The organism is Billgrantia endophytica, from assembly GCF_002879615.1.
GTDB lineage: Bacteria > Pseudomonadota > Gammaproteobacteria > Pseudomonadales > Halomonadaceae > Halomonas > Halomonas endophytica.
In genome coordinates, this window is sequence record NZ_PNRF01000019.1 from 103,140 (window position 1) to 129,227 (window position 26,088).

The 26,088-nt window shown below is 64.0% G+C and carries 22 protein-coding genes; 6 read left to right on the forward strand and 16 right to left on the reverse strand.

All coding sequences use genetic code 11. The features are described from left to right. Nucleotides 1–2: 2 nt before the first annotated feature. From C1H69_RS09860 to C1H69_RS09870, 3 genes are read right to left on the reverse strand one after another with little or no spacing between them, the layout of a single operon-like run. A complete protein-coding gene (locus tag C1H69_RS09860) occupies nucleotides 3–1,445 on the reverse strand; it encodes an efflux transporter outer membrane subunit (RefSeq protein WP_102653231.1) in 1,443 nt (480 codons plus the stop codon). Further along, nucleotides 1,438–4,584 (reverse strand): efflux RND transporter permease subunit, encoded by a 3,147-nt coding sequence (locus C1H69_RS09865; protein ID WP_102653232.1) that lies wholly within the window; start codon nucleotides 4,582–4,584, stop codon nucleotides 1,438–1,440. Before C1H69_RS09865 ends, C1H69_RS09860 begins: the two co-directional genes overlap by 8 nt. Next, a complete protein-coding gene (locus C1H69_RS09870; protein ID WP_102653233.1) occupies nucleotides 4,584–5,822 on the reverse strand; it encodes an efflux RND transporter periplasmic adaptor subunit in 1,239 nt (412 codons plus the stop codon). Before C1H69_RS09870 ends, C1H69_RS09865 begins: the two co-directional genes overlap by 1 nt. 262 nt (nucleotides 5,823–6,084) lie before the next feature. On the opposite strand from C1H69_RS09870, the gene C1H69_RS09875 reads away from it, so the two are divergent. Then, entirely contained in the window at nucleotides 6,085–7,011 is a 927-nt protein-coding gene (locus C1H69_RS09875; protein ID WP_102653234.1) for an alpha/beta fold hydrolase, read from the forward strand. Here C1H69_RS09875 and C1H69_RS09880 read toward each other — a convergent pair. Further along, nucleotides 6,980–8,854 carry a sigma 54-interacting transcriptional regulator gene (locus tag C1H69_RS09880; protein ID WP_102653235.1) on the reverse strand — a complete coding sequence of 625 codons (1,875 nt, stop codon included), beginning with the start codon at nucleotides 8,852–8,854 and terminating at the stop codon, nucleotides 6,980–6,982. The two genes, C1H69_RS09875 and C1H69_RS09880, sit on opposite strands and share 32 nt — an antisense overlap. Nucleotides 8,855–9,257: 403 nt before the next feature. On the opposite strand from C1H69_RS09880, the gene C1H69_RS09885 reads away from it, so the two are divergent. The 4 genes from C1H69_RS09885 to cynS are packed head-to-tail and all read left to right on the forward strand — an operon-like array spanning nucleotide 9,258 to nucleotide 12,949. Further along, on the forward strand, nucleotides 9,258–10,673 hold the full coding sequence (locus C1H69_RS09885) for a CmpA/NrtA family ABC transporter substrate-binding protein (protein ID WP_102653236.1): 1,416 nt from the start codon (nucleotides 9,258–9,260) through the stop codon (nucleotides 10,671–10,673). 3 nt (nucleotides 10,674–10,676) lie between these two features. Beyond that, nucleotides 10,677–11,537 (forward strand): nitrate ABC transporter permease, encoded by an 861-nt coding sequence (gene ntrB / locus C1H69_RS09890; protein WP_102653237.1) that lies wholly within the window; start codon nucleotides 10,677–10,679, stop codon nucleotides 11,535–11,537. 16 nt (nucleotides 11,538–11,553) lie between these two features. Next, nucleotides 11,554–12,516, forward strand: a complete 963-nt coding sequence (locus C1H69_RS09895) for an ABC transporter ATP-binding protein (RefSeq protein WP_102653238.1) — start codon at nucleotides 11,554–11,556, stop codon at nucleotides 12,514–12,516. Then, a complete protein-coding gene (gene cynS, locus C1H69_RS09900; protein ID WP_102653239.1) occupies nucleotides 12,509–12,949 on the forward strand; it encodes a cyanase in 441 nt (146 codons plus the stop codon). The genes C1H69_RS09895 and cynS overlap by 8 nt, the downstream gene beginning before the upstream one ends. Here cynS and C1H69_RS09905 read toward each other — a convergent pair. After that, on the reverse strand, nucleotides 12,934–13,782 hold the full coding sequence (locus C1H69_RS09905) for a fructosamine kinase family protein (RefSeq protein WP_240609895.1): 849 nt from the start codon (nucleotides 13,780–13,782) through the stop codon (nucleotides 12,934–12,936). The two genes, cynS and C1H69_RS09905, sit on opposite strands and share 16 nt — an antisense overlap. A 215-nt stretch (nucleotides 13,783–13,997) precedes the next feature. Here C1H69_RS09905 and C1H69_RS09910 point away from each other — a divergent pair, with 215 nt between their 5' ends. Beyond that, nucleotides 13,998–14,309: a YqfO family protein gene (locus C1H69_RS09910; RefSeq protein ID WP_102653241.1), complete on the forward strand. Its 312-nt coding sequence runs from the start codon at nucleotides 13,998–14,000 to the stop codon at nucleotides 14,307–14,309. 15 nt (nucleotides 14,310–14,324) lie between these two features. Here C1H69_RS09910 and xylB read toward each other — a convergent pair whose 3' ends face one another. The 11 genes from xylB to C1H69_RS09965 form a co-directional block, all read right to left on the reverse strand. Further along, on the reverse strand, nucleotides 14,325–15,821 hold the full coding sequence (gene xylB / locus C1H69_RS09915) for a xylulokinase (protein WP_102653278.1): 1,497 nt from the start codon (nucleotides 15,819–15,821) through the stop codon (nucleotides 14,325–14,327). Then, the gene (locus C1H69_RS09920) at nucleotides 15,821–17,308 is read right to left on the reverse strand and encodes a mannitol dehydrogenase family protein (RefSeq protein WP_102653242.1); all 1,488 of its coding nucleotides are present in this window, start codon (nucleotides 17,306–17,308) and stop codon (nucleotides 15,821–15,823) included. The genes xylB and C1H69_RS09920 overlap by 1 nt, the downstream gene beginning before the upstream one ends. 56 nt (nucleotides 17,309–17,364) lie before the next feature. After that, on the reverse strand, nucleotides 17,365–17,985 hold the full coding sequence (locus tag C1H69_RS09925) for a nucleoside triphosphate hydrolase (protein WP_240609896.1): 621 nt from the start codon (nucleotides 17,983–17,985) through the stop codon (nucleotides 17,365–17,367). Nucleotides 17,986–18,066: 81 nt separating this feature from the next. Beyond that, a complete protein-coding gene (locus tag C1H69_RS09930; protein WP_102653244.1) occupies nucleotides 18,067–19,353 on the reverse strand; it encodes a D-tagatose-bisphosphate aldolase, class II, non-catalytic subunit in 1,287 nt (428 codons plus the stop codon). Next, nucleotides 19,350–20,303, reverse strand: coding sequence for a sugar kinase (locus C1H69_RS09935; RefSeq protein ID WP_102653245.1), 954 nt, complete (start codon nucleotides 20,301–20,303; stop codon nucleotides 19,350–19,352). Before C1H69_RS09935 ends, C1H69_RS09930 begins: the two co-directional genes overlap by 4 nt. Nucleotides 20,304–20,306: 3 nt before the next feature. Next, the gene (locus C1H69_RS09940) at nucleotides 20,307–21,095 is read right to left on the reverse strand and encodes an L-iditol 2-dehydrogenase (protein WP_102653246.1); all 789 of its coding nucleotides are present in this window, start codon (nucleotides 21,093–21,095) and stop codon (nucleotides 20,307–20,309) included. A gap of 31 nt (nucleotides 21,096–21,126) precedes the next feature. Then, nucleotides 21,127–21,801 (reverse strand): HAD family hydrolase, encoded by a 675-nt coding sequence (locus C1H69_RS09945; RefSeq protein ID WP_102653247.1) that lies wholly within the window; start codon nucleotides 21,799–21,801, stop codon nucleotides 21,127–21,129. A 14-nt stretch (nucleotides 21,802–21,815) separates the two neighbouring features. Then, complete coding sequence (locus C1H69_RS09950) at nucleotides 21,816–22,958, reverse strand: ABC transporter ATP-binding protein (protein ID WP_102653248.1); 1,143 nt, start codon at nucleotides 22,956–22,958, stop codon at nucleotides 21,816–21,818. Between the two features lie 13 nt (nucleotides 22,959–22,971). Continuing rightward, nucleotides 22,972–23,790 (reverse strand): carbohydrate ABC transporter permease, encoded by an 819-nt coding sequence (locus C1H69_RS09955; RefSeq protein ID WP_102653249.1) that lies wholly within the window; start codon nucleotides 23,788–23,790, stop codon nucleotides 22,972–22,974. A gap of 32 nt (nucleotides 23,791–23,822) precedes the next feature. Continuing rightward, entirely contained in the window at nucleotides 23,823–24,710 is an 888-nt protein-coding gene (locus C1H69_RS09960) for a carbohydrate ABC transporter permease (RefSeq protein WP_102653279.1), read from the reverse strand. Nucleotides 24,711–24,780: 70 nt separating this feature from the next. Then, the gene (locus C1H69_RS09965; RefSeq protein WP_102653250.1) at nucleotides 24,781–26,085 is read right to left on the reverse strand and encodes an ABC transporter substrate-binding protein; all 1,305 of its coding nucleotides are present in this window, start codon (nucleotides 26,083–26,085) and stop codon (nucleotides 24,781–24,783) included. Nucleotides 26,086–26,088: the final 3 nt, after the last annotated feature.

Here is a 26,088-nt window from a genome sequence, read left to right on the forward strand (position 1 = left end):
TCTCATGCATCGGCTTCCCAGCCGCCGCCCAAGGCCTTGAACAATGTGGCGGTGGCTGTCAAACGGTCACGCATCGCTTCCGACAGCGAGAGTTCCGCCGAGAGCAACGCCCGCTGGGCATCGAGCAACTCGATGAAGCCGACGAACCCTTCCCGATAGCGGACTTCCGCCAGCTCCAGCGTACGCTCGAGCGCCTCCACTTGTGCCTGGGTTGCCTCGATGCGCTCACCGCTGGTCTCGAAGATCACCAGGGCATCGCGCACCTCGTTGAAGGCCAGGTTCACCGTGGCACGGTACTGGACCTCGGCCTGCTCGGCCAGTGCTTCGGCTGTCTCGATCCGGGAGCGGGAACGACCGAAGTCGAACAGCGGCCCCATCACCGTGGCGGACAGGCCCCAGGTCTGCGCGGCGGTCGTGAACAGATCACTGGTATCACCCGCTGCGGTGCCCAGCAGCCCACCGAGATTGAGGGTTGGCAGCCGGCTTGCCTCGGCCACGCCAATGGACGCATTGGCGGCGATCAGCCCCGCCTCGGCGGAGCGGATATCCGGGCGGCGCTGCAGCAGGCTCGACGGCAGCACCGCCGGCACGCCATCAGGCAGGCCGATATCCGATAGCTGCGTATCGCCGAAATCAAGCTCGGCCATCAGTTCCGCTGGACTCATTCCTGCCAGGATGGCCAGCGCCCCTTCCAGCATTCTGACCCGCTGTTTCTGTCCAGGCAGTTGGGCACGAGTCGTTTCCAGCTCCGACTGGGCCTGGCGCAGGGCCAATTCCCCCGTTTCGCCGGAATCAAAGCGGATCCGTTCGATCCGATACGTTTCTTCCCGAGACGCCACCGTGGCCTCGGTTATCCGCAGTTGCCACTCGGCATTGCGCAGGTCGAAGTAGGTGGCCACCACTTCGGTAATGACATTGAGCTGCACGGCATCGTGAGCGAACACGCTCTGCTCGAGTAACGCCTCGGAGGCCTCGCGCTCGCGAGCCAACCGACCCCAGAGGTCGATCTCGTAGCTCAGGTTGCCAGCCACCGAGAGCATGGTGTCGGTGGACTCCATGCCGAACGGAGAGGCGGTGGCGGGAGTACGCTCCCGCGACGCCTCGGCCTGGGCGCCTACAGAGGGAAGCTGCTCGGCCCGCGCCAGACCGAGCCGGGCGCGTGCCTCCTGGATCCGCCCCAACTGCAGACGGAGATCCAGGTTCTCGCGGGTGGCCCGCTCGACCAGGGCATCGAGTCGCGGATCCCCGAACTGGCGCCACCAGTGCTGCCAACCGGCTCGCTCCGCATCGGACAACAGCACATGTTCGGGCCACTCCTCGGGCAGGGCGATATCCGGACTGCGGTAGTCAGGCCCCACGGCACAGCCGGCCAATAGGGCAGCAAAGACCAGCGGCGCAGCCAGACGAGCCATACGACGCTCACCAGCGTGGATCTGCTTAGGCATCTTTCAGCTCTCCCTGCTCGAGACGGCGAGAACGACGCTGCTGACGCCAGGTCTCAATGTCATCCATCAGCTTATAGAACATCGGCACGAACAGTAGCGCCAGGGAGCTGGCCAGGAGCATACCGCCCACCACGACGGTGCCGATCTCCTGGCGACTGGCGGCACCGGCACCCGAGGCGAACACCAGCGGTAACATACCAACGATGAAGGTCAACGCCGTCATCATGATAGCGCGAAAGCGCTGCTGAGCGGCGGCCATGGCCGCATCGAACGCCGTCATGCCATTGCGTCGGTTCTGAGCGGCGAACTCGACGATCAGGATAGCGTTCTTGGCCGCCAGCCCGATCAGCACCAGCAAGCCAACCTGGAAGTAGATATCGTTGGGAAAGCCACGCAGCAACGCGGCCAGCGCCGCCCCCAGCACGCCAAAAGGCACCGCCGTGACAACGGCTAGCGGCAGCGTCCAGCGCTCGTACTGAGCCGCGAGAATCAAGAACACCATTACCAGACCAAGGCCGAATGCCGCCCCCCCCGCACCGGCAGCAGCATCGAGCTGGTAGGCCTCGCCAATCCAGCCCAGCGAGCTGTTGCCATCGTCAAGCACGTCAGCCGCGACCGCTTCCATCGCCTCCTTGGCCTGACCTGTGGTATAGCCCGGCGCGGCATCGGCAAGGAAATTAGCGGCACTGTTGACGTTGAAGCGATTGATGATATCCGGTCCCGAACCACGTTCCAGGGTCACCAGGGTACTGAGTGGCAGCATCTCGCCATACTCGGAACGCACGAAGACCTTGTTGAGATCTTCCGGCTGGCCGCGGAACTCGCTCTCCGACTGCAGATTCACCTGCCAGTTACGCCCGGCCAAGGTGAAATCATTGACGTACAGGGACCCGAATGTACTCTGCATGGTCTCGAAGATCTGGTTGATCGGCACACCCATCGCACGCGCTTTTTCGCGGTCCACCTCGGCGTTGTAGCGAGGGATGCCGGTATCCAGGGTAATGCGCGCATTGGTCAGCTCGGGGCGGTCGTTTGCCGCCGCCATCAGGCGTTGGCCGATCTCTTCGATTTCCTGAGGCGTCACATCGCCACGAATCTCGAGATACCCTTCAACGCCGCCGGTCAGCGACAGACCCTGAATCGGCGGAGGTGTGAAGGCCAATATGTTGGCTTCGGGAACTTCCGCTCCGATGCCCATGATCCGGCCCGCGATTGACATCGCGTCCTGACCAGGCTCCGTGCGCTCGCTCCAATCGCTGAGATTGGCGAACGCGACCCCGGCATTGGTACGCAGGGAGCCGGCGATGATGTCAAAACCGGCAAGGGCCGTCAGGTCCTCCATTTCATCGAGAGCGAGCAGCCTCTCCGCGAGATCGTCCCGAGCCTGCTCGGTACGCGACAGCGCGGATACCGGGGGTAGTTGGTACACGACCATTGCCATCCCCTGATCCTCCTGGGGCACCAGGCCCGAGGGCAGGCGTGTCATGGCGAAGAGTGTCACGGCCAACACCCCTACGAATAACGCACAGCCGATCACCGCGTGCCGCAGCAGCTTGCCGACCAGCCAAACGAAACCGTTGGTCAGCTTGTCGAGGCCGCGATTGAACAGTTGGAAGGGCTTGGACACCGTATGCTTTTGGCCATCCAGCAGCAAGGCGCACATCGCTGGCGTCAGGGTCAATGCAACGACACCGGAAACCACCACCGAGATGGCAATCGTCACTGCGAACTGACGATATAGCTCACCACTCAGCCCCCCCAGGAAGGTCACCGGCGCGAACACCGCCACCAGCACCAGGGTAGAAGAGACCACCGCACCGGATACCTGCTTCATGGTCTCGATGGAGGCTTCACGGGCACGCATGCCCTGCTCCTTGATCAGGCGGTCGACGTTTTCCAGTACGATGATGGCGTTATCGACCACGATGCCGATCGCCAGCACCAGGCCGAACAGCGTCAGCAGATTGACTGAAAAGCCCAATGCCAGCATGCCGGCGAAGGTACCGATCAACGATACCGGGATCGCCACCACCGGAATCAGTGTGGCGCGCAGGTGCTGCAGAAACAGGAAGGTCACGGCGACGAGAAGCACGATGGCAATGATCAGCGTGACGAACACTTCCCGTATCGAGATCTCGACGAACTCGGTGGTATCGTAGGCAACGGTATACTCGAGCCCTTCCGGAAAGCGTTCGGCCGCCTCATCCAGCGCTTCGCGCACGGCCACCGCCGTATCCAGGGCATTGGCGCCCGGCTGCAAGTAAATGCCCAGAGGCACTGCTGCCTGACCGTTATAGGTAGCCGAGAAAGAGTAATTCTGCGACCCCAGCTCAGCACGAGCCACATCGCCTAGCCGCAGGGTACTGCCATCCTGGTCGGAACGCAGGATGATATGCTCGAACTCTTCCGGGTCGGAGAGCTGGCCGCGAGTGGTCACCGTGAAGGTAAAGGCCTGGTCGTCGACCGATGGCTCGGCTCCCAACTGGCCAGCGGCGAATTGCGCGTTCTGTTCGCGGATCGCCCCGGCCACATCGGATGGCGTCAAGTCGAACTGCGACAACTTGTCCGGGCTCAGCCACACCCGCATCGAATAGTCCTGGGCCCCAAACAGTGAGGCGTCGCCGACCCCCGGCACCCGCACCAGCTCATCGAGCACGTTGAGTAGTGCATAGTTGGAGATGAACAGCGGGTCCTGACTGCCGTCCGGCGAGTACATTACCGGCACCATCAGGATATTGGTCGACTGTGCCTCGACCCTCACCCCCTGATCGCGTACCTGCTGGGGCAGACGGGACATCGCCGACTGCACGCGATTGTTGACATTGATTGCTGCCTGATCCGGGTCGGTCCCCATGTCGAAGGAGACACTGATCTGCAGACTGCCGGCGTCGGTCGCCGTCGACTCCATGTAGATCATGTTGTCGACGCCGTTGATCTCCTGCTCCAGTGGCGCCGCAACGGATTCCGCCAGCACTTCGGCACTGGCACCGGGATAATTGGCATTGACCACGACCTGCGGCGGTACCACGTCAGGGTATTGTTCGACCGGCAGCGCACTCAGTGATGCCAGACCCGCCAGCATGATGATGATCGAGATGACCGAGGCGAAGATCGGCCGATCAATGAAGAACCTGAACATCACGCCTCCTCATCGTCGGAAACTTGCTGTTCGGCTTCGATCGCCGACGCCTCGGCCTCTTCGGCAGCTTCCTCGTCATCCTCGACCTCGTTGACCGAGACATCCATGCCATCCTGCAGCGCCACCTGACCGTTGACCACCACCCGGTCACCGGATTCGAGACCCTCGATGATGATCTGCTGGCCCTGCTGCACCGGGCCGAGTTGCACGGTACGCGACCGGACCTTCTCCTCATCGTCGACGACGAAGACCTGTGGCCCTTCCGGCCCCTGGCCGACCGCCGCCGGCGGTATCAGGAAAGCGTCATCGAGACGCTGGACTTCCACGCGTACCCGCACGAACTGCCCCGGCACCACGTCGCCCTGGGCATTGGGAAATACCGCCCGTGCCGATACACTGCCGGTGCGCGGATCGATGGTGCTGGCGGTGAAGTCGACGACCCCGGACTCAACATATTCACTGCCATCAGGCAGGATCAGCACCGCATCCCGAGTATGGTCTTCACCATTGGCGGTCATGGCACGACGTGCGGCGCGCTGCAGAGCGGCATCATTCTCCGGCAACGAGAAGCGCACGTGAATCGGATTCTGCTGAGTGACACTGGTCAGCAGAGTGCCGCGATCGATCAGGCTACCTTCGGGAAAACTTTCGAGTCCAGTGACACCGGCGACGGGCGCCGTGACTTCCGTATAATCGAGGTTGAGCTGAGCATTGGCGACCCCGGCTTCGGTCAGTGCATAGCGCGCCTCGGCCAGCTCGCGAGCCGACAGCGCCGAATCGCGTTCGCGTTCGCTGACCGCGTTCTGGTCGAACAGCGACGAGATCCGCTGCCACTCACGCCGCGCCTGGTTAAGGTCGGCCTGAGCATTGGCCCGCTCGGCCTGGGCCCTCTGGAGTTCGATCTCATAGGGTTCACGATCGATGCGGAAGAGCGGCTCCCCTTCCTCCACCACTTGCCCTTCGGTGTACAGGCGCTGCTCAAGAATACCCTGAACCCGCGCACGAACTTCCACTTCACGGGAGCCACGGGCACGAGCGGCATATTCCACGACCACATCGACCGAACGAGGCTCGACGCTCAAGACACTGACCTGGGGCGGCGGCTGATCGCCTCCGCCACCCATGGGTCCACCGCCACCGTTATCGTCCTGTCCACAGCCGGCTAGAAACGTGGCCAGCAAACCGAACGTCAGAATCCATTTTACGGGGAGACAAGCTCCCCGGGGTGACAAGTGCATGAAAGATCTCCACTGCCTAGCATCGTCAGAGGCGGCTTGCTCAACCGAGCGCGCCAAACGGCTTTTTCAAATGCGAGCGATTATAGCTACAACCATGTATGTATACTAGTATTGCCTGATCATTTCCCGTCACGGCCTCTAGCGGGACATGCGTGTCTTCATGCGCTTGCGTCAAGCACTGGAGGGGATAGAGACCTCGGCAAGGAATGGGGTATTACGCTATGCTGCTATGCAGCATAGGCTATTGAGCGGATGATTGCATATGGATGCTCTCGAACTGGTTCGTATCCAGGGATTGGAAGTGGCAGTACGTATCTGGCACCCCGACGCACCCAGAACCGTCATCGCCTGGCATGGCTTGGCACGCCACGGCGGCGACTTTGCCGCTTTCGCCAGGGAACTCGGCCCCCAGTGGCGGGTGCTGGCCCCGGACACGCCGGGCAGAGGCCTCTCGAGCTGGTCGCTCCTGCCGGCTCACGATTATCGCTACAGCCGCTACATGAAAGTTGCTATCGCGCTGCTGGATCATTTCCGACTGGAGCAGGTCGCCTGGGTCGGCACGTCGATGGGCGGCCTGGTGGGAATGCTGCTGGCCGCCGACCCCGACACCGCTCATCGTATCGAGCGCCTGGTACTCAATGACGTAGGCCCGGAACTCGACACCAAGGGGCTGGCACAGCTGGGTTTCCACTTCGGCCGGCTGCATCAGTTCAGCACCTTCGGTCAGTTGGAGGAAGAACTGCGTCGTCACTACACCGGGTTCGGCATCGATAGCGACGATGCCTGGCGCCAACTGGCTCTCGATAGTGCCCGCCGCCTGCCCGATGGCAGTTGGACCTACCATTACGATCCCCGTATCGGCGAGCAATTCATCCACGATACGCCTCGCGACATCTGGGCCGATTGGGCCGCGATCCGCTGTCCTCTCATGGTCCTCCGGGGCGCCGACTCGCCCTTGCTGCGCAGCGATAGCGTCACACGCATGACCGAAGTACAGCCCGGCCTGGTCTCCGTGGAGGTGGCGAACTGCGGACATGCCCCGATGCTGGACCGACCCAGCCAGGTGGCACCCATCGCCGACTTTCTCTCACGCCCCCGGTGGCAACTGATACGATCCGACCAGAGCCACCCCATGCCCTTCTGGTGGCAACGCCTGGTCATCTGGGTGAAGGGGTTGGCCGCCCGCTAGGCAGCACGGCTTCGTCCCGGTAGTCCCGGGGAACGATGCCCCAGGTCTTCAACCGCGAGAACAGCGTAGTCGGCTTCAGACCCAGCAACTCGGCGGCCCCTCCCTGCCCCGACACCTTTCCCGCGCACTCCTTCAATGCCGCAATGGCGTTGTCGCGCTGACGGCGACACAGCTCCTGCTCGGGGAGCGGTCCTCCATCGTCCCCCGCCCTCAACGTCTCGATTCGGGGAGCGGAAGGCTCGGCGAGCAGCAGGTCGTCGAAGGTCAGGCGTCCATCCTGGGTGACGATCACCTGGCGCTCGATGACATTTTCCAGTTCACGGATGTTCCCAGGCCAGGCATAGCGCTGCAGTATCTCGAGCTGGGCCGGGGGGATGCGCACACCGGGCTTGTTGAACTTCTGGCAGGCACGCTGCAGGAAATGTCGTGCCAGCAGGGGCACGTCCTCGATTCGGCTGCGCAGCGGTACGGAGTCGATGGGAAAGACATTGAGACGGAAGTACAGGTCCTCACGGAAGCCGCCCTCTTCGATCATCCCGCGCAGCTCACGATTGGTCGCGGCGATCACCCGGACGTCGACCTCTCGGGTACGGTTGTCGCCGACCCGCTCGAACTGCTGGTCCTGCAGCACTCTCAATAGCTTGCTCTGCAGTTCCAGGGGAATCTCACCAACCTCGTCGAGGAACAGGGTTCCACCATCGGCGAGCTCGAAGCGTCCGGGCCGGTCGCTTACCGCGCCGGTGAACGCTCCCTTCACATGGCCGAAGAACTCGCTTTCGAACAGGTCGCGGGGAATCGCCGCACAGTTGACGCGGATCAGCGGCCGGCCGCTGCGCTCGCTACCCACATGAATGGCCCGGGCAATCAGCTCCTTGCCGGTCCCCGATTCGCCACTGATCAATACATTGGCATCCGTGGGCGCCACCAGCGCGATCTGGCGAATCAGCTGGGCAACCGCCGGACTCTCACCGACGATCTCACGGTGGTTGAGTTCAGCCTTGATCTCCTCTTGCAGGTATTGATTCTCGAGCTCCAGACGCTGCTTGAGCAGTTCCACTTCCGAAAGCGCATCGCGCAGTTGCTGCTCGGCGCGCTTGCGTTCGCGAATATCGCGGAACAACACTACCGCACCCACCAGACGCCCCATTTCGAAGATCGGGGTACTGGTGTATTCCACCGGTATCGCCTCACCATTCTTGTGCCAGAACACCTCATCGTCGACGCGATGCACCTGCCCATCGCTGAAGGACGCATGGATAGGGCACTGTTGCACCGGGAAATGGCCGCCGTCGGCACGGGTATGGTGAAACATCCGATGAGCGTCGTGTCCCACCATGTCGTCACTGCTCCAGCCCAGGATACGCTCGGCAGCCGGATTGACGAAGGTGGTCCTGCCCTCCGCATCGAGGCCATAGATCCCTTCCCCGGCAGCCCCCAGGATCAGCTGATTCTGGCGTTCGATCCGTTCGAAGACCTGCTCGACCCGCTCCCAACCCACATGACCGCGACGATGCTGCCGGCACAGGTCGGCCTTGGCGCGGCGCTGTTCAGCCTTGTCACGATCGATCAGGGTCAGCAACAGTTCGCCACTTGCCTCGAGCGACTGAGCGAAGGTTTCGACATGGTGCGGCTGGCGTGACAGATCGAGCAGCACCAGGTCATCGGACCATGCCGGCGACCGGTTCAATGCCTCATCGGTGAAACTGACCCACAGCGGCAAGGCCGCGCCGAAGAAATGGCTGAAGGGGCGTGCCGCCAACGTCTGTACCTCGCCCCCGAGCAGTTCGCAGGCCGCCACATTGGCATCGATCAGGCTGTCACGGAAGGGATCGACGACCAGCATCGCCTGGGGTGACCGGTCGAATACCCTGACGTGGAGCGGGGACGCCACCGGGGAGCCCGGTGCTTGCGCCGGCAGAGAGGAAAATGGGAATGAAGAGGAGGAGTTCATCACAGCTTGCCCTACATAAGAAACCTGTTTCCTGTCATACAAAAGCCACGCCATCTACGAAAATTCGTCATTTTTTCAACGAAATATCGTCAACCACGATATTTCGTCACTTCCCGGCGCCATGGATACAACTCATGGGGTACCTGCCAGACGATTGAAAAAAAAGCCTTATTCCTCCATGCCGGGAATCTGGCACCGAATTCGCTTCATCTGGGTATGCGGCGTCCGGCATTCCTCCCTTGCACCACCCCGGCGCAGCACATCGTCCCACCGCTCCCGTGAGGTGAATGACAACATGACCGATCACAACGACCACAACAGCCTGGGCAATCCTTTCGACCATCGCCAGTCCCTGATCCATGGGCGGCATTGCGACTGCCACGCTTGTCAGGCCGATGATGCACCGCGCATCATGCCGGCCGCGGCCAAGGCGACCGCCGACACCGCGGCCAACAGCGAGGCGATGATGGACCGGGTGGTGGAAAGTGCCCTGGTGCGCGGCATGTTCGGCCATAGCGACATGCATCGCCGCCAGTTCATGAAACTGGTGGGTGGCGGCACCGTCGCCGCGGCGCTGGCCAGCCTGCTTCCAATGGATGCCATCAAGGCGGCGGTCAAGGAGGACCTGGGGCCACTGGAGAAGACCCGCCTCGAGATCGGCTTCATCCCCATTACCTGTGCCACGCCAATCATCATGGCCCACCCGATGGGCTTCTACGAACGCTATGGCCTGGATGTCGACGTGGTCAAGACCGCCGGGTGGGCGCTGATCCGCGACAACTCGCTCAATGACCGCTTCGATGCAGCCCACATGCTGTCACCCATGCCGCTGGCGATGAGCCTGGGCATCGGCTCCAGTCAGCGCTCGTTCATCGCCCCGGCGATCGAAAACATCAACGGCCAGGCGATCGTGTTGCACAACGACCATCAGGACAAGCGCGACCCCGAGCAGTGGAGGGGCTTCACCTTCGGCGTGCCGTTCGAGTATTCGATGCACAACTTCCTGCTGCGCTACTACGTCGCCGAGCACGGGCTCGATCCCGACCAGGATATCCAGATCCGTGTGATCCCACCGCCCGAGATGGTTGCCAACCTGCGCGCCGGCAATATCGACGGTTTCCTCTCGCCGGACCCGTTCAACCAGCGCGCGGTCTATGAGCGCATCGGTTTCATCCACCTTCTGACCAAGGATATCTGGGACGGCCACCCGTGCTGCGCCTTCGCCACCAGCGCCACTTTCGCCCGCGAGAACCCCAACACCTACGGCGCGCTGCTGCGGGCGATCATCGACGCCACCCAGTATTCATCGGACCCGGCCAACCGCTCGGAGATCGCCGAGGCCATCGCCCCGACCAGCTATCTCAACCAGCCGGTCAATGTCATCGAGCAGGTGCTTACCGGGCGCTTCGCCGACGGCCTGGGCGAGGTCCGCGACGTACCCGACCGCATCGACTTCGATCCCTTCCCCTGGCACTCCATGGCGGTCTGGATCCTTACCCAGATGAAGCGCTGGGGTTACATCGATGGCGATGTCGACTATCAGCGGGTCGCCCGCGATGTGTTCCTGGCGACCGAAGCCCAGGAAGTGATGCGCGAACTCGGCTACGACGCCCCGGAAGAGACTGCACGCAACTACGAGATCATGGGCAAGACCTTCGACTACAGCGACCCCGACGCCTACGTGAACAGCTTCGATATCCGCAGGAGCTAAGCCATGGACCGCACGACCACCGAGTGGAAATTCAGCCTCAACGTCCGCGCCGGTATCCTCGCCATGCTGCTGCTGGCCCTGTTTCTGGGGCTATGGGAGGGTCTCAACCGGGCTCCGATCCTCGGCGGCACCGGCGCCGAGCTCAGCGAATACGAGCAGATGATGGGCGGCGCCGACGAAACCGCCAGGGTGCCGCCGCCCTCCGACATCATGCTGCGCGCCTGGGACGAGCTTTCCAATCCGTTCTATGATGCCGGCCCCAACGACAAGGGCATCGGCATCCAGCTCGGTCATTCACTGTTCCGGGTGCTGACCGGCTATTTCGCCGCCGCGCTGGTGGCCATCCCCATCGGGTTCCTGATCGGCATGTCGCCGCTGATGTACAAGGCACTCAACCCCTTCATCCAGGTGTTGCGACCGATCTCGCCGCTGGCCTGGATGCCGCTGGCACTGTTCATCATCCGCGACGCCCAGGCCTCGGCGATCTTCGTGATCTTCATCTGCTCGATCTGGCCGATGCTGCTCAACACCGCCTTCGGCGTCGCCGGGGTCCGACAGGACTGGGTCAACGTGGCGCGCACCCACGAACTATCACCGCTCAGAACCGCCTTCAAGGTAATCCTGCCCGCCGCCGCGCCGACCATCCTCACCGGGATGCGCATCTCCATCGGCATCGCCTGGCTGGTGATCGTCGCCGCCGAGATGCTCGTCGGTGGCACCGGCATCGGTTACTACGTGTGGAACGAGTGGAACAACCTCGACCTGACCAGCGTGATCTTCGCGATCCTGATGATCGGTGTGGTCGGCATGCTGCTCGACCTGGCACTGGGTGCGGTCGCCAAGCTGGTCGCGTACCAGGAATAACCTCGAGGAGACACGCATGAGTCACGCCTTCGTAGAAGTTCAGCAAGCCGCCAAGCGCTTTCCCGGTGCCAAGGGTGGCGAGGATCTGGCGGTCTTCGAGAACGTCAGCTTCACGCTCGAGAAGGGCGAGTTCGTCTGCATCATCGGCCATTCCGGCTGCGGCAAATCGACGATCATGAACGCGCTGGCCGGGCTCGACCGATTCAGCGATGGCGTCATGGTCATGGAGGGCAAGGAGATCGATGGACCCAGCCTCGAGCGTGGCGTGGTATTCCAGAACTACAGCCTGCTGCCGTGGCTCTCGGCATTGGAGAACGTGCGCTTCGGGGTGCGCGCCCGCTGGCAGCAGTGGGATGGGGCCAAGGTCACCGAGCACAGCCTCAGGTACCTGGAGATGGTCGGGCTCAGGGATGTGGTCGAGCGCAAGCCGGCGCAACTCTCCGGCGGCATGCGCCAGCGCGTCAGCATCGCCCGCGCCTTCGCCACCAAACCCAAGTTGCTGCTGCTCGACGAGCCGTTTGGCGCGTTGGATGCATTGACCCGGGGAGTGATCCAGGACGAATTGATCAAGATCTGGACCCGGGATCGGCAGACGGTGTTCATGATCACCCACGACGTCGATGAGGCGATCCTGCTCGCCGACCGCATCCTGCTGATGACCAACGGCCCCGAGGCACGCATCGCCGAGGCGGTGGAGATCGACCTGCCGCGGCCACGCAACCGCGCCGAGATCATCAAGCATCCGCACTTCTATGCCATCCGCAACTACCTGGTCGACTTCCTGGTGAACCGCTCCGCCACCATGCGGCCCGGCGACCTGGATAAAAACGGCCTGCGCTATCCCAAGTCGATCAACCCGGTCGACCTGGGGTCGCCCGAGGCCAACCCCCGCCCGGTGACCGATGACAGCACCAAGGTCGCCGCTACCCCCAACGCCACACCGCTCACCGTCACTCCCAAGGAGACGCATCATGGATAAACTCGAAATGCGCCACACCCTGCTCGCCGCCAAGGCCCGGAAAAAGCTGAGCTGGGACGATATCGGCAGCGCCATCGGCATGTCGCCGGTGTGGACCGCCTCGGCCTGCTACGGCATGAACAGTGCCAATCACGAGGTCGCCCACACGCTGTGCGATGTGCTCGGCGTCGACGCAGACGTCGCCGAGGCGCTCATGGCCTTCCCGACCAAGGCGTGGGACGAGGCGATTCCCCAGGACCCGCTGATCTATCGCCTCTACGAGGTGGTGGGCGTCTACGGCGAGACCTTGAAGGACGTGATCCAGGAGAAGTTCGGCGACGGCATCATGAGCGCCATCGATTTCTCCATGGAAGTCGACAAGATCGAGGACCCCAAGGGCGACCGCGTGCTGCTGACCCTCAACGGCAAGTTCCTGCCCTACAAGTCCTGGTAACGCTCCACCCGCTCGACCATTCGCTCGACCCCGCCGCGATAGGCGCCACCGAACAGCAACAGATGGTTGAGCAACGGATAGAGCTGGAACAGCGCCTCACGCCTCGGCCAGTCGGCCGGGGCGTCACCCTTCCAGTAGGCATCGAAAAAGGCCTCTCCAGGCGAGCCGAACAACGTCAGCATGGCCAGGTCCACCTCCGCATAGTGGCGATACACCGCCGGATCGATGATCGCCGGACCGCGTGGGGTGAAGAGCACGTTGCCCGACCACAGGTCGCCGTGGACCAGGCTCGCCGGCGTGTCGGGCAGCCACTCTTCCAGTGCATGTGCCAATCGCTCGATCCGCTCGCGCAGTGTCGCGTCCATGAGGCCACGTTCATGACAGGCCACCGCCAGTGGCAACAGCCGCCGTTCGCGCTGGAACGCCCGGCCATCGGGCAACGTCGCATTGGCTTGCGGGGTGCGCCTGCAGGCATTGTCCCGCGGCCAGCCATGCGCGTCGCCGACATGGCCATGCAATTCACGAAGCCCCTCGCCCAGCGCCGTGTCCCCCGCCACCGAACGCGGCGCGCTCTCCAACGCCTCCATCACCAGCCAGTCGCCAGCGACACCGAACACCTCCGGCACCACCAGCCCACTGCCAGCGTCGCGCAGGGCAGCCAGGCCCTCGGCCTCCCCGGCCAGCCGCGCGGCGGCATCATGCTTGATCACCACTCCGCCCCGGTTGGTCTCCAATCGGTAGACCGCAGCGATATCGCCACCTCCCAGTGCCTGCAGTGCGCCACGCGGCGTCAACGACAACGACGCCAACAGCGCCTCGAGCGAATCATCCACTTCCACCTCCTGCCATAGCATCGAGCTACCGACATCATGCCATGCCTCCGCCTCTCTCTGGCAAAGGCCTGCCGACTATGGCAATAAGGAGGTTCTTCGACACGTCATATGAATTTGGCCTGCTCCAGCAGCCGCCCGACCGAGCTGGCAACCCATTGGCCAGTGTGGCACAACGGCAGCACCCCCCTGTTTTCAGGTATCAGGAGTCCCCCACCATGTACAAGCTCGCCTTTTTCGTTCCGCTGGACGATGCCGAGTCGGTCAAGGAAGCCGTGTTCAAGACCGGTGCCGGACGCATCGGCGACTACGAAGCCTGCTGCTTCCAGACCCGCGGCCACGGCCAGTTCCGCCCATTGGCCGGTGCCGACCCGCATATCGGCGAGGTCGGCGAACTGGAGCACGTCGAGGAGTTGAAGGTCGAACTGGTGTGCGAGGATGGCCTGATTCAAGCCGCCGTGGCGGCATTGAAGCTCGCGCACCCCTATGAGGAACCCGCATTCGACGTATGGAGGCTGGAAAGCCCTTGAGGTGAAGCGTCCCGATCAACCGGCACAGCCATGGTGCGCCAACAGTGCCTGGCGATAACGCGAATAAACCGACTGGTAGGCGTCGACACGTGAGGCGTCGGGGTCGGCCAGCGAGCGTTCGTCGAGACGCACCAGCCGCGTGCAGAGCGGGTCGAGCGATATCGCCTCTCCACGCTCGTACTGGTGGCACCAGGCCGCCTGCAGGGCAGCGCCCAGGGCAGCGGCATCGGTGACCTCGGGGCAGATCACCTGAGTATCGGTCACATCGGCCACCATCTGTCTCCATACGGGGCTCTTGGCGCCACCGCCAATCAAGCGGATCTGGCTGACCCCCTCGACCAGGGGGCCAAACAGTTCGAGGCCATAGCGTAGCCCGAAGGTAGCACCCTCCATCACCGCACGGCACAGATTGGCCTGAGTGACGTTGACACTGCTCAGACCGAGAAAGCTCGCGGTGGCCTCGGGCAGCATCGGCACCCGCTCGCCATTGAAGAACGGCAGTACGGTGACGCCGCCGGCTCCTATCGGGGCGCTGGCGACACGCTCACCGAACGTCGCCAGATCCAGCCCGAACAGCTCGCGTACCCGCGTGGTCGCCGAAGTCACGTTCATGGTGCATATCAACGGCAGCCAGCCACCGCTGCTCGAACAGAAGTTGGCGACCATGGAGGTATCGCGAATCACCGGCTGCGGCGAGTAGGCGCACACCGTGCCCGAGGTGCCGAGGCTCAGCGTCACCAGGCCGGGCGTGATGTTGCCGGTGCCGATGGCGCCCAACATGTTGTCGCCACCGCCACTGGAGACCAGGACACCGTCGGCCAGGCCCAGCTCGCGTGCCACGTCCCGGCGCACCACGCCCGCCGCCTCATGGGAGGCGATCAGACGCGGCAGCACCCGTTCGGCATCCAGTTCGGGTGCGATGGCGGCGAGCACGTCGTGTCGCCAGCGCCGTGTGCGGGTATCGAAGTAGCCGGTACCCGAGGCATCGCCGGCTTCAGCGACCCGCTCGCCGGTCAACCAGAAGTTCAGGTAATCGTGGGGCAGTAACAGCGTCGCGATCCGGGCGTAGGAGTCGGGATGGACGTCGCGCAGCCAGGCGAGCTTGGAAGCGGTATAGCCGGTCTGCAATACCAGGCCCAGCGTGTCCAGGCATCCGGCTTCGCCCCCCAGGCGTTCGACCAGCACCTGATTGTGTGCCGCCGTCTCGGTATCGCACCACAGCTTGGCCGGGTGTACCGGCTCGCCCCACGCATCCAGTGCCACCAGACCATGCTGCTGGCCGGAAACGCCGATGGCGCGAATCGACGCGGCATCGATACCGGCCTTGTCCACCGCTTCCGCGAAGGCACCGCGCAAGGCCGCGATCCAACCCCCCGGATGCTGTTCACGGCGTCCGTTGTCCCCTTCGACGAGGACGTGCGGCCGACTGGCCTCGCCAAGGATCGACGCCCGTTCGATATCCACCACCATGACCTTGGTGCTCTGGGTTCCGCAATCCACCCCGGCGTACATCATTCCCTACCTCGTGCCTGCACAAGAACTTCAAGGGTAGCGCGTGCACCACACTCGTGCAGCAACGCCAGCGCCTCGAGATAGGCAAGGCGGAAGCGCTCGTCGTCGGCCAGATCGCCAAACAACTCACGGTTCTCGATAAAGGCCGTGGGGCGCTGGCGGCTCTCGGCCGCAAGCGACATCAGTACCTCCTTGAGGCGATCGACCACGACGATGGGCTCACCGGCTTCGTCGTGTCCTTCCACGTAGCGGGCCCAGCTTGCCACTACCGCCGCGGAGCGCCGGATCCCCCCCCCTGCCGCGAGTCGTTCGCGAATCACCGGCACCAGCCATTTGGGAATGCGGTCGGAACTCTCCGCGCACAGTCTGGCGAGGGTGTCCTTGATCTGTGGGTTGGCGAAGCGTTCGATCAATGTCAGACGGTACGCTTCGAGGTCCACGCCCGGCACTGGCGCCAGGGTGGGCGAGCCTTCCAGACGCATGTAATCGAGCAGGAAATCGACGAACAGCGGATCCTGACACACCTCGTGGGCATAGCGATATCCGGCCAGATAACCGAAGTAGCACAGCGCCTGATGACTGGCGTTGAGCAACCGCAACTTCATCAGCTCAAAGGGCTCGACATCCTCGACCACCTGCACCCCGGCGGACTCGAAAGGCGGTCGCCCGGCGACGAAGCGATCCTCCAGTACCCACTGGGTGAAAGGCTCACAGACCACCGGCCAGGCATCGGCGACCGCGAAGCGTGAGGCCAGCTCGTCGATATCGGCCTGAGCGGTCACCGGCGTGATGCGGTCGACCATCGAGTGGGGGAACGCTACCTCGGTGGCAACCCATTCACCCAGCTCGGCATCCCGTGCTCGGGCATAGGCGCTGAACATGCGCCTCGCGATCTCGCCGTTGCTCTGGATATTGTCGCAGGACATTATCGTGAAGGGCGCCAGCCCCCGGCTACGCCGCCGTGCCAGGGCCTCCACCACCAGGCCGAAGGCGGTCGTCGGCTGGGCCGGATGCGCGAGGTCGTCACGCACCTGCGGATTGTCGAGATCGAACTCGCCGCTCACCGGATGGAAGTTGTAGCCCCCCTCGGTGACGGTCAGCGACACGATACGAATCGCCGGGTCGGCCATGCGCTCGATCACCGTCTCGGGGTCGTCCGGTGCGAACAGGTAGTCGATCATGCTGCCGATCACCCGTGGCTCGTGGCGACCGTCGGGATGCTTCACCACCAGCGTGTAGAGGTGGTTCTGGGCCTCCAGTACCTGCTGCATGCGCTTGTCGCCCGGCATCACCCCCACGCCGACGATACCCCAGTCGTGCGCCTCGCCCAGGTTCATCAGCCGGTCGAGATACATGGCCTGGTGGGCTCGGTGGAACCCCCCCACGCCGATATGCACGATGCCGGCGCTGAGTCGCTGGCGGTCATAGGCCGGACGGGCCACCTCAGGGTGCAGCCGAGACAGCGTGATCGTGTCGAGTGTCGTCATGCCATGGCTCCTGTATAGCGACTGTGGCAAGAGAATTCGCCGGACCTGGTCCAGCGTCAGCGCCAGACCAGGTCGGGGGTTCGCGAATGCCGCTTGACCAGACGGACATTCACCATGTCCTTGTTGCGTGCCTTGTCGAATGCCGCCTCGGCATCCTGCCCCATGCCCAGCCAGCGTTCGATCAAGCGCCTCTCGAGCTCCGCATCCTCGACGTCGAGCATCACGCTGAAATCGAACAGTGGCGCCAGATCGCACCATGGCGCCTGGTCGAGCAGCAGGTAGTTGCCCTCGACCAGAACGATGCGATGTTCGAGGGTCACCATTCGGCCGCCGGCCCGGGCCAGATCGAGCAGCCGATCGAAGACAGGTACCGCCACCCCGCCCTCGGCACGGCGGATGCGCTGGAGGTCGGTGCGCAGGCCATCGACGTCGAAGGTGTGCGGCGCCCCCTTGATCGGCAGCTGCGCGTCGCCTATCACGGTGTTGTCGAAGTGATAGCCGTCCATCGGCACCACCACGATCTGCCCCGGACATTGGGCATCGATGGCCGCACACAACCGCTCGGAGAGGGTCGATTTTCCGGCTCCCGGTGGGCCGGCCAGCGCCACCACGAAACGGCTCGCGTCCGCCGCGGCGTCGATGAGTCGCTGTGCAAGGGGGTGCGGTTCAAGGCTCACGGTCTGGATCTCCTGCGTGCGGTGTCGGGCGAGCCATGATGCCCCGCTCAGATTTGCCATCGGACTCTCCGCAAAGGGCGATCAGGTGACGTCGGGAAAACACGCCGCGGCATAGGCGCCGAGGGTCTCGCCGATGTGATGGCGTACCAGCGCCCGTGGCGCGGCGGCGAGTTCACCGCGCCTGATGGCCTGGTACTGTACCGGCAGGTACTGGCTGATCAGGGTCGGGGGGATCGGCACGGCCTCCAGCGCGGCGAACAGCGCCTCCACCGACACCGCCACCTCGGGCTGCGCCCAGTAGTAGCGGCTACGGTCGCTGAGGCTGTAGCGCCGGGCGAAGCCCTGCTGTGCCGGGCTACCCTCGTAGTAGGCCTGCCAGTAGCGCGGCTCGTCCCACATCGCCACCTCCAGCGTCTCGCGCAGCGGCGTCCGCCAGCGGATGTCCGGCGTCTCCAGGGCGATCTGATCGAGGGCGAACAGTGCTTCCCGCATGGCAAACGTCAGCGCCGGCCCCACCTTGAGAATGGCGAAATGGCCGGCCACCAGCTCGCGGTAGGCCCGCGGCGTCTGGTAGTCGGTGGAGTGCGCCTCGAATACCAGGTTGGGCCAGTCATGGATGGTGGCGCTCAGCGCGCCAGCGGTTTCCGGGACGAAATCCACCACCTCGGAATGGCCGAACTCCACGCCCGGTTGCACCACCACCGCGCGGACCCGCTGCCAGGCGTCGTCCAGCCCCTCTCGGGCGAACCTCTCGCGATGCGTGGTCAGCGTCGCGACCAACGCCTCGGTATCGGTCACGGCAAGGGTATCGAGATGTTCCTGGGCACCGCCGGGCACCGGCACTTCGGTGCCGATCACATAGCGCAACTGGCTGCGCCGCTCTCCCGCCGCCTGCTCGGCAGCCCGCGCCAGTCGCGCCGCACGGGCGGCGACCCGGGCATCGTCCATCACGGGCGGATCGTCCGCACAGGGCATGCTGGCATCCAGGTGCAGCTTGTCGAAGCCGGCGGTGGCATAGGCCGCCACCATCGTCTCGGCCCTGGCCATGGCCTGCTCGGCGGGTAACTGCCGCCATGGCGAGGGACCCAGATGATCGCCGCCGAGTATCAGGCGCGCAGCGGGTAGTCCGCGCGCCTCGGCAATGGCCAGCACCCGGGCACGGAAATCGGCCGGCGTCATGCCGGTATAGCCGCCCTCCTGATTGACCTGATTGCACGTGGCTTCGATCAGCAGCGGTGAGCCGGCGGCCAGGGCCCGCTCGATGGCCGCCTCGAGCACCAGCGGGTGGGCCGAGCACACCGAGGGAATGCCGCATGGCCTGCCGCGACGATTGGCGGTCACGATGACATCCAATGGATGGTCGTTCACTCATCGACTCCTGCAGCGACCAGACGCTGCTCCAGGGTGGCGAGGTCGCTGCAACCCTCCATCGGCCCCAGCACGGTAACCGCGTGGGCGCCGGCCGCATTGGCCAGGCACAGTGCCTCGGAAAGTTCGCGGCCGGCGGCCAGCGATGCAATCAGCGCGCCACCGAAGCAGTCGCCGGCACCGGTGGGATCGACCTCTGTGACCGTCAATCCCGCCACCTCGAAACGCTCACCTCCGCGGTAGGCAACACAGCCCGACGCCGCGCGCTTGAGCACCAGCAATGACATGGCATGGCTGGCCATCAAGCGCATGGCGGTCTGCTCGATGTCTTCGCCAGGCTCGCTCAACCAGTCGAGGTCGGCATCGCTGGGCAGGAAGATGTCGCAGCGAGCCAGCAGGTCGAGCAGCGCTTCGCTCACGCCTGGCCGGCCGACCAGCTCCGGGCGCACATTGGGATCGAAGCTGATCTTGCCGCCGCGGGCCCGTACCCTCGCCACCGCGCGCTTGACGATCCCGATGGCGGCCGGCGACGACAGCGACGACCCCATCACATGGAAATAGCGGCACGCGGTCAGGCGCTCGAGCTGGTCATCCTCCAGAGTCTGTCGACCTGCGGCGCTGTGGGCCAGGTTGAAGATGAACTGGCGGCTGCCATCCTGCTGGTAGCTGACGAAAGCGGTTCCGGTGGGTCGCTCGCCGTCACGCTGCACCGCAGCGACGTCGATGCCGTCGGCTTGCAGGCGAGCGATGACCAGATCGCCGAAACCGTCGTCACCGACACGCCCGGCGTAAGCCACCCGTGCGCCCATGCGCGCCGCCTGGGAGGCGAAGATCGCTGGCGCGCCGCTGGGGAAGGGGCCGTGGAAACGGCCCGTCGCGTCGAAGCGCTGGCCGCGGGTCTCGGCCATGAATTCGGCGAGCAGCTCGCCGCTGGTAGCAATATCGAACATGATTCAGCTCATCCAGTTGCCGCCGTCGACGTTGAGCGTCTGCGCCACGATATAGTCACTGTCGTCACAGGCCAGGAATACCGCCGCGCCGGTATAGTCGCCCGGGCGGCCCATGCGGCCATAAGGCACCGCCTCGCCGACCAGGCGTTTCTTCTCGCCCAGCGGGCGGTTCTCGTAGCGGGCGAACAGCGCATCGACCTCGTCCCACATCGGCGTGTCGACCACCCCGGGGGCGATGCCGTTGACGTTGACGCCGTGCTCGATCAGTGCCAGGCCGCAGGACTGGGTGAGGCTGATCACCGCCGCCTTGGACGCGCAGTACATGCTCACCAGCGACTCGCCACGGCGCCCGGCCTGAGAGGACATGTTGATGATCCTGCCGCCCCGGCCGCGGGCGACCATGGCCTTGGCCACCGCCTGCAGGGTGAAGAACAGTCCCTTGACGTTGACGTCGAACTGCCTGTCATAACTCGCCTCCGTCACCTCGAGCACCGGCTGCATATCGAATACCGCCGCGTTGTTGACCAGAATGTCGATACCGCCGAAGCGCTCGGTGACATCGGCCACCATGGCGTCGATGGAATCTCGATCGGCAACATCGAGGTGCACGCCCAGGAGTCGCTCGGCAGGGATACCCTCACCTTTCAGTCCGGTCAGCGCCTCATCGACGGCGGAGCGATCGATATCGGCGATGACAACGGCCGCCCCCTCGGCGAGATAGCGCCTGGCGATTGCCAGGCCGATGCCACGGGCGCCGCCAGTGATCACGCCAACCTTGTCGTTGAGCTTCATGGATGGTGTCTCCTTGAATGGGGAAGCAGGTTCAGTGCGGTGCGCCGCCGCGCCAATCGCCAACCAGTGGCGCCAGTTCGCGCATGTGGCCGATGACGCACCAGGCACCGGCCTCCAGCAGGCGCGCCCGCTGGCCCACCTCGATATGGCTGGCACCGATGAAGCCGATCACGGTCATGCCAGCGGCACGAGCTGCGGTCACGCCGGCAACGCTATCCTCGACCACCAGACACAGCCCCGGAGCACGGCTCAGGGTCTCGGCCGCCAGACGATAGAGCGCGGGGTCCGGCTTGGGTCGCGCGACCTGCTCGGCAGTGAAGATCGGAGCCTCGGCGAGCAGTGGTGCCAGCCCAGTGATAGCCAGCGAGGACAGGACCCGTTGGCGCCGACTGTTGGAGACCACCGCCTTGGGTAGCGTGATCTCGGCAATCGCCGCCGCTACCCCATCGATGGCCGTGAGTTCCTTGGCCAGACGCGCCTCGATGGTGCTGTCGACACGCTCGGTGGCCTGCGGCGGCAACCGATGCGCGCTTTGCGCCTCGAGGTGGCTCAGGATATCGGCGGTAGTCATGCCCAGCGCCTGGCGCAGCACGGTGTCGGCTTCCAGGTCGGGCAGCCACTCGCCGAGCAGTTCGACCAGGGTCGCCTCGGCGATGGCCTCGCTATCGACCAGCACACCATCGCAGTCGAAGATCAGGGTTTGCATGCCGGCGCTCTCCTTCATGCGCCGGCCTCGGGGTCCGCACGACTGTCCCTGCGCCCCAGTTCCGAGAGCGGATGACGTTGCAGACTCTCCAGCGCCTGGCCCTGGCCGTCGAACAGGTGAGCGCGCCCCGGCTCGAACCCGAAGCGCACCCGGTCGTGTACGGCGTGGGCGACATCGCCATCGGCGGTGAGGGTGACGATGCCATCATCCATCCGTACGTACAGTGAGGTCTGTCCACCGAGGCGCTCGATCACCTCGATCCGCCCCGCGAGCGGTCCCTGCTCGTCGAGCAGCAGATGCTCGGGGCGGATGCCCAGTTCAAGCGCCTCGCCGGTACGCGAGCCCGCGCCGTTCACCGCCACCTCGCTGACGCCACCACCAGGCAACGTCACCTCGACGCCACGGGTAGTCACACCCCGCGCCTCCACCGGCAGGAAGTTCATTTTCGGCGAGCCGATGAAGCCCGCCACGAAGCGATTGCGCGGATGGTGGTAGAGCTCCATCGGCGAGCCAACCTGCTCCACGACCCCACCCTGCAGCACCACGATCTTGTCGGCCATGGTCATGGCCTCGATCTGGTCGTGGGTGACATAGATCATGGTCGCGTCGAGCTCCTCATGGAGACGCGCCAGCTCGATGCGCATTTGCACCCGCAGCGCGGCATCGAGGTTGGAAAGCGGTTCGTCGAACAGGAAGATACTTGGGTTGCGGACAATGGCCCGGCCGATCGCCACACGCTGTCGCTGACCGCCGGAGAGCGCCTTGGGCTTGCGGTCGAGCAACGGCTCGAGCTGCAGGACCCTGGCCGCTTCCAGCACCTTGGCACGGCGCTCCTCCCTGGGCACTCGCGCCAGCCGCAGGCTGAAGCCCATGTTGTCCTCGACGGTCATGTGCGGGTAGAGGGCGTAGCTCTGGAACACCATCGCCAGCCCACGATCGGCGGGACCGACCTCGTTGATGCGCTCGCCATCGATGACGATATCCCCCGATGTCGCATTCTCGAGCCCGGCGATGATGCGCAGCAGGGTCGACTTGCCACAGCCGGAAGGGCCGACGAAGACCACGAACTCACGATCGTTGACCTCCAGGTCGATACCCCTGATCACGTCGGTGTCGTCGAAGCGCTTGGCGACCTGCTTGAGTCGTAATGTAGCCATGGTGAGAGTCCTGTTACTTGACGGCGCCGAAGGTCAGGCCGCGCACCATCTGCTTTTGGGTAAGCCAACCGAAGATCAGGATCGGCGCGACCGCCATGGTCGATGCCGCCGACAACTTGGCCCAGAACAGGCCTTCGGGACTGGAGAACGAGGCGATGTATGCGGTCAGCGGTGCCGCCCGCGAACTGGTCAGGTTGAGGCTCCAGAACGCCTCGTTCCAGCTCAGGATGATCGACAGCAGGCCGGTGGACGCGATGCCGGGCAGCGTCAGCGGAATCAACAGAAAGAAGATTTCCTGGGAAGTACTGGCACCGTCCATGCGCCCGGCTTCCAGAATGTCCTTGGGCAGATCCTTGAAGAAGGTGTAGAGCATCCAGATAACGATCGGCAGGTTCATCAGGGTGTAGATGACGGTCAGGCCGATACGGGTATCGAGCATGCCCAGATCGCGGAAGATCAGATAGATCGGCACCAGTACGCCCACCGGGGGCAACATCTTGGTGGAGAGCATCCACAGCAAGGTGCCCTTGGTACGCCTGGTGGGTAGAAAGGCCATCGAGTAGGCCGCCGGGATGCCGATGATGAGCGCCAGAAGCGTCGAGCCGAAGGAGACATGGACACTGTTCCAGGCGAACCTGAAATAGTCGGCTCGGCCCTGCACGGCGACATAACTCTCCAGCGTCGGGGTGAAGAACAACGTCGGGTCGGCGATGGCCTGGGCCTCGGTCTTGAAACCCGTGAGGAACATCCACAGGATCGGAAAGAAGATCACGCAGGTGATGCTCCAGGCCAGCACGGCCAAGCCGAATCGCTGCAAGCGTGACGTGTTCATGGCAAGCTCCTCTTCATGACAAGCACCTCTGGCTAGTCCTCCAGGTTCTTCGCGACCATGCGGATCAGGAAGATCGCCACGATGTTGGCCAGAACGATGGCGATCACACCGCCCGCCGAGGCACCGCCGACGTCGAATTCCAGCAGTGCACGGAGATAGATCAGGTAGGCCAGGTTGGTGGTGGCAAGCCCCGGACCGCCCGAGGTGGTGACATGGATCTCGGCGAAGATGGTCAGCAGGAAGATCATCTGGATCATGATCACCACGCTGATCGCGCGCTTGAGATGCGGCAGGGTAATGAAGAAGAACACCGCCACCGGTCCGGCACCGTCCATACGCGCCGCTTCGACCTGATCGTCGTCCAGCGACTGCAGCGCGGTGAGCAGGATCAGCAGGGCAAAAGGCAACCACTGCCACGACACGATGATGATGATCGACAGCAGTGGAAAGGATGAAAACCAGTCCACCGGGGGCAATCCGAACAGCCCCATCAACCAGGCCAGCACACCGTTGACCGGGTGCATCATCATGTTCTGCCAGACCAGCGCACTGACCGTGGGCATGATGAAGAACGGCGAGATCGCCAGCACGCGTGCCACGCCGCGGCCAAGGAACTCCTGTTGGTACAGCACCGCCAGCAGGGTTCCGCCAATCACCGAGATGGCCAGCACCGAGCCGACCAGCAGCAGGGTGGTGCCCATCGCCCGCCATAATGCGGGATCGGTGAGCAGGTATTCATAGTTTTCCAGGCCGGCGAACTGCTCCATGCCCGGCATCATCAGGTTGTAGCGCTGGAAGGAGAACCACAGGGTCATGCCCAGTGGGATCAGCATCCAGATCAGCAGCAACGTGACGGCAGGTGCCTGCAGCGATAGCGAACGCAGGCCACCCACGGTCCGCCCGGAAGCTCGAGTACGCATGGCATTGACCACTCGGGGTTGGGAGAGAAGGGTCGGCCGGGCACCCACCCGGCCGACTCACGGCCGACGCTCAGTCGTAATATCCCGCCTGACGCATGGTGCGCTCGGCAGTGCGCTGAGCCGACTCCAGCGCCTGCTCGACCGGCATCTGCCCGGTCAGTGCCGCGGCGACCGACTGGCCGACCTGGGTGCCGATCGACTGGAACTCCGGAATGCCGACGAACTGCACCCCAGTGTAGGGGTTAGGCTCGAGGGTCGAGTCGGTGGGATCGGCGTTTTCCATCGCTTCGCGCACGAAGCCGGCGAAGGGTGCCGCATCGATGTAGCGCTCGTCCTCATAGGTCGAAGTGCGGGTGCCCGGCGGAACGCTGGTCCAGCCTTCGATCTCACCTACCAGTTCGATGTATTCCTTGGAGGTCGCCCAGGTGATGAACTGCCTGGCGGCGTCCTGCCGCTCGGAGGACGCCGGGATGGCCAGCGCCCAGGACCACAACCAATGCGAACCCTTGGGTGTCTCGGCGACCGGCGCCTGGGAGAAGCCCAGGCTCTCGGCGACCTCCGACTCTCGTGGATCGTAGATGCGCCCCGCTGCCGAGGTGGCGTCTATCCACATGCCGCAGCGACCGCTGGAGAACAGTGCCTGGTTCTCGTTGAAACCGTTGGAACTGGCGCCTGGCGGGCCATAGTTGTTCATCAGGTCGACATAGAAACCGATGGCTTCCTGCCATTCGGGAGAGTTGATTTCAGGATTCCAGTCCTCGTCGAACCAGCGCCCACCGAAGGTGTTCACCAGCGTCGAAACGAAGGCCATGTTCTCACCCCAGCCGGGCTTGCCACGCAGGCAAATACCATAGACGCGGTTGCCGGGATCGTGAATCCGGCTGGCCCACTCACGGGCCTCTTCCCAGGTGGGCTGCTCGGATACCTCGATGCCGGCCTGCTCGAACAGGTCCTCACGATAGTAGAGCATCGAGCTTTCGCCATAGAACGGCAGCGCATGCAGCACGCCGTCATGACTCAAGCCATCGCGTACCGGACGCAGCAGGTCGTCGACATCGTACTCGTCGGGCAAGTCGTCGAGGGCAACCAGCCAGCCGCGCTCGGCCCAGATCGGCGCCTCGTAGGTGCCGATGGTCATCACGTCGAACTGGCCACCGCCGGTGGCGATGTCGGTGGTCAAACGCTGACGCAGCACGTTCTCTTCGAGCACCACCCAGTTGAGGGTGATGCCGGGGTGAGCCTGTTCGAACTCGCTGGTCAGGCTCTGCATGATCACCATGTCATTGTTGTTGACCGTGGCAACGGTGATTTCCTGGGCGCTGGCCGAGACCGCCACCGCCAGGGTCGCCACTGGCAAGGCGTGGGAGAGTTTCATGGT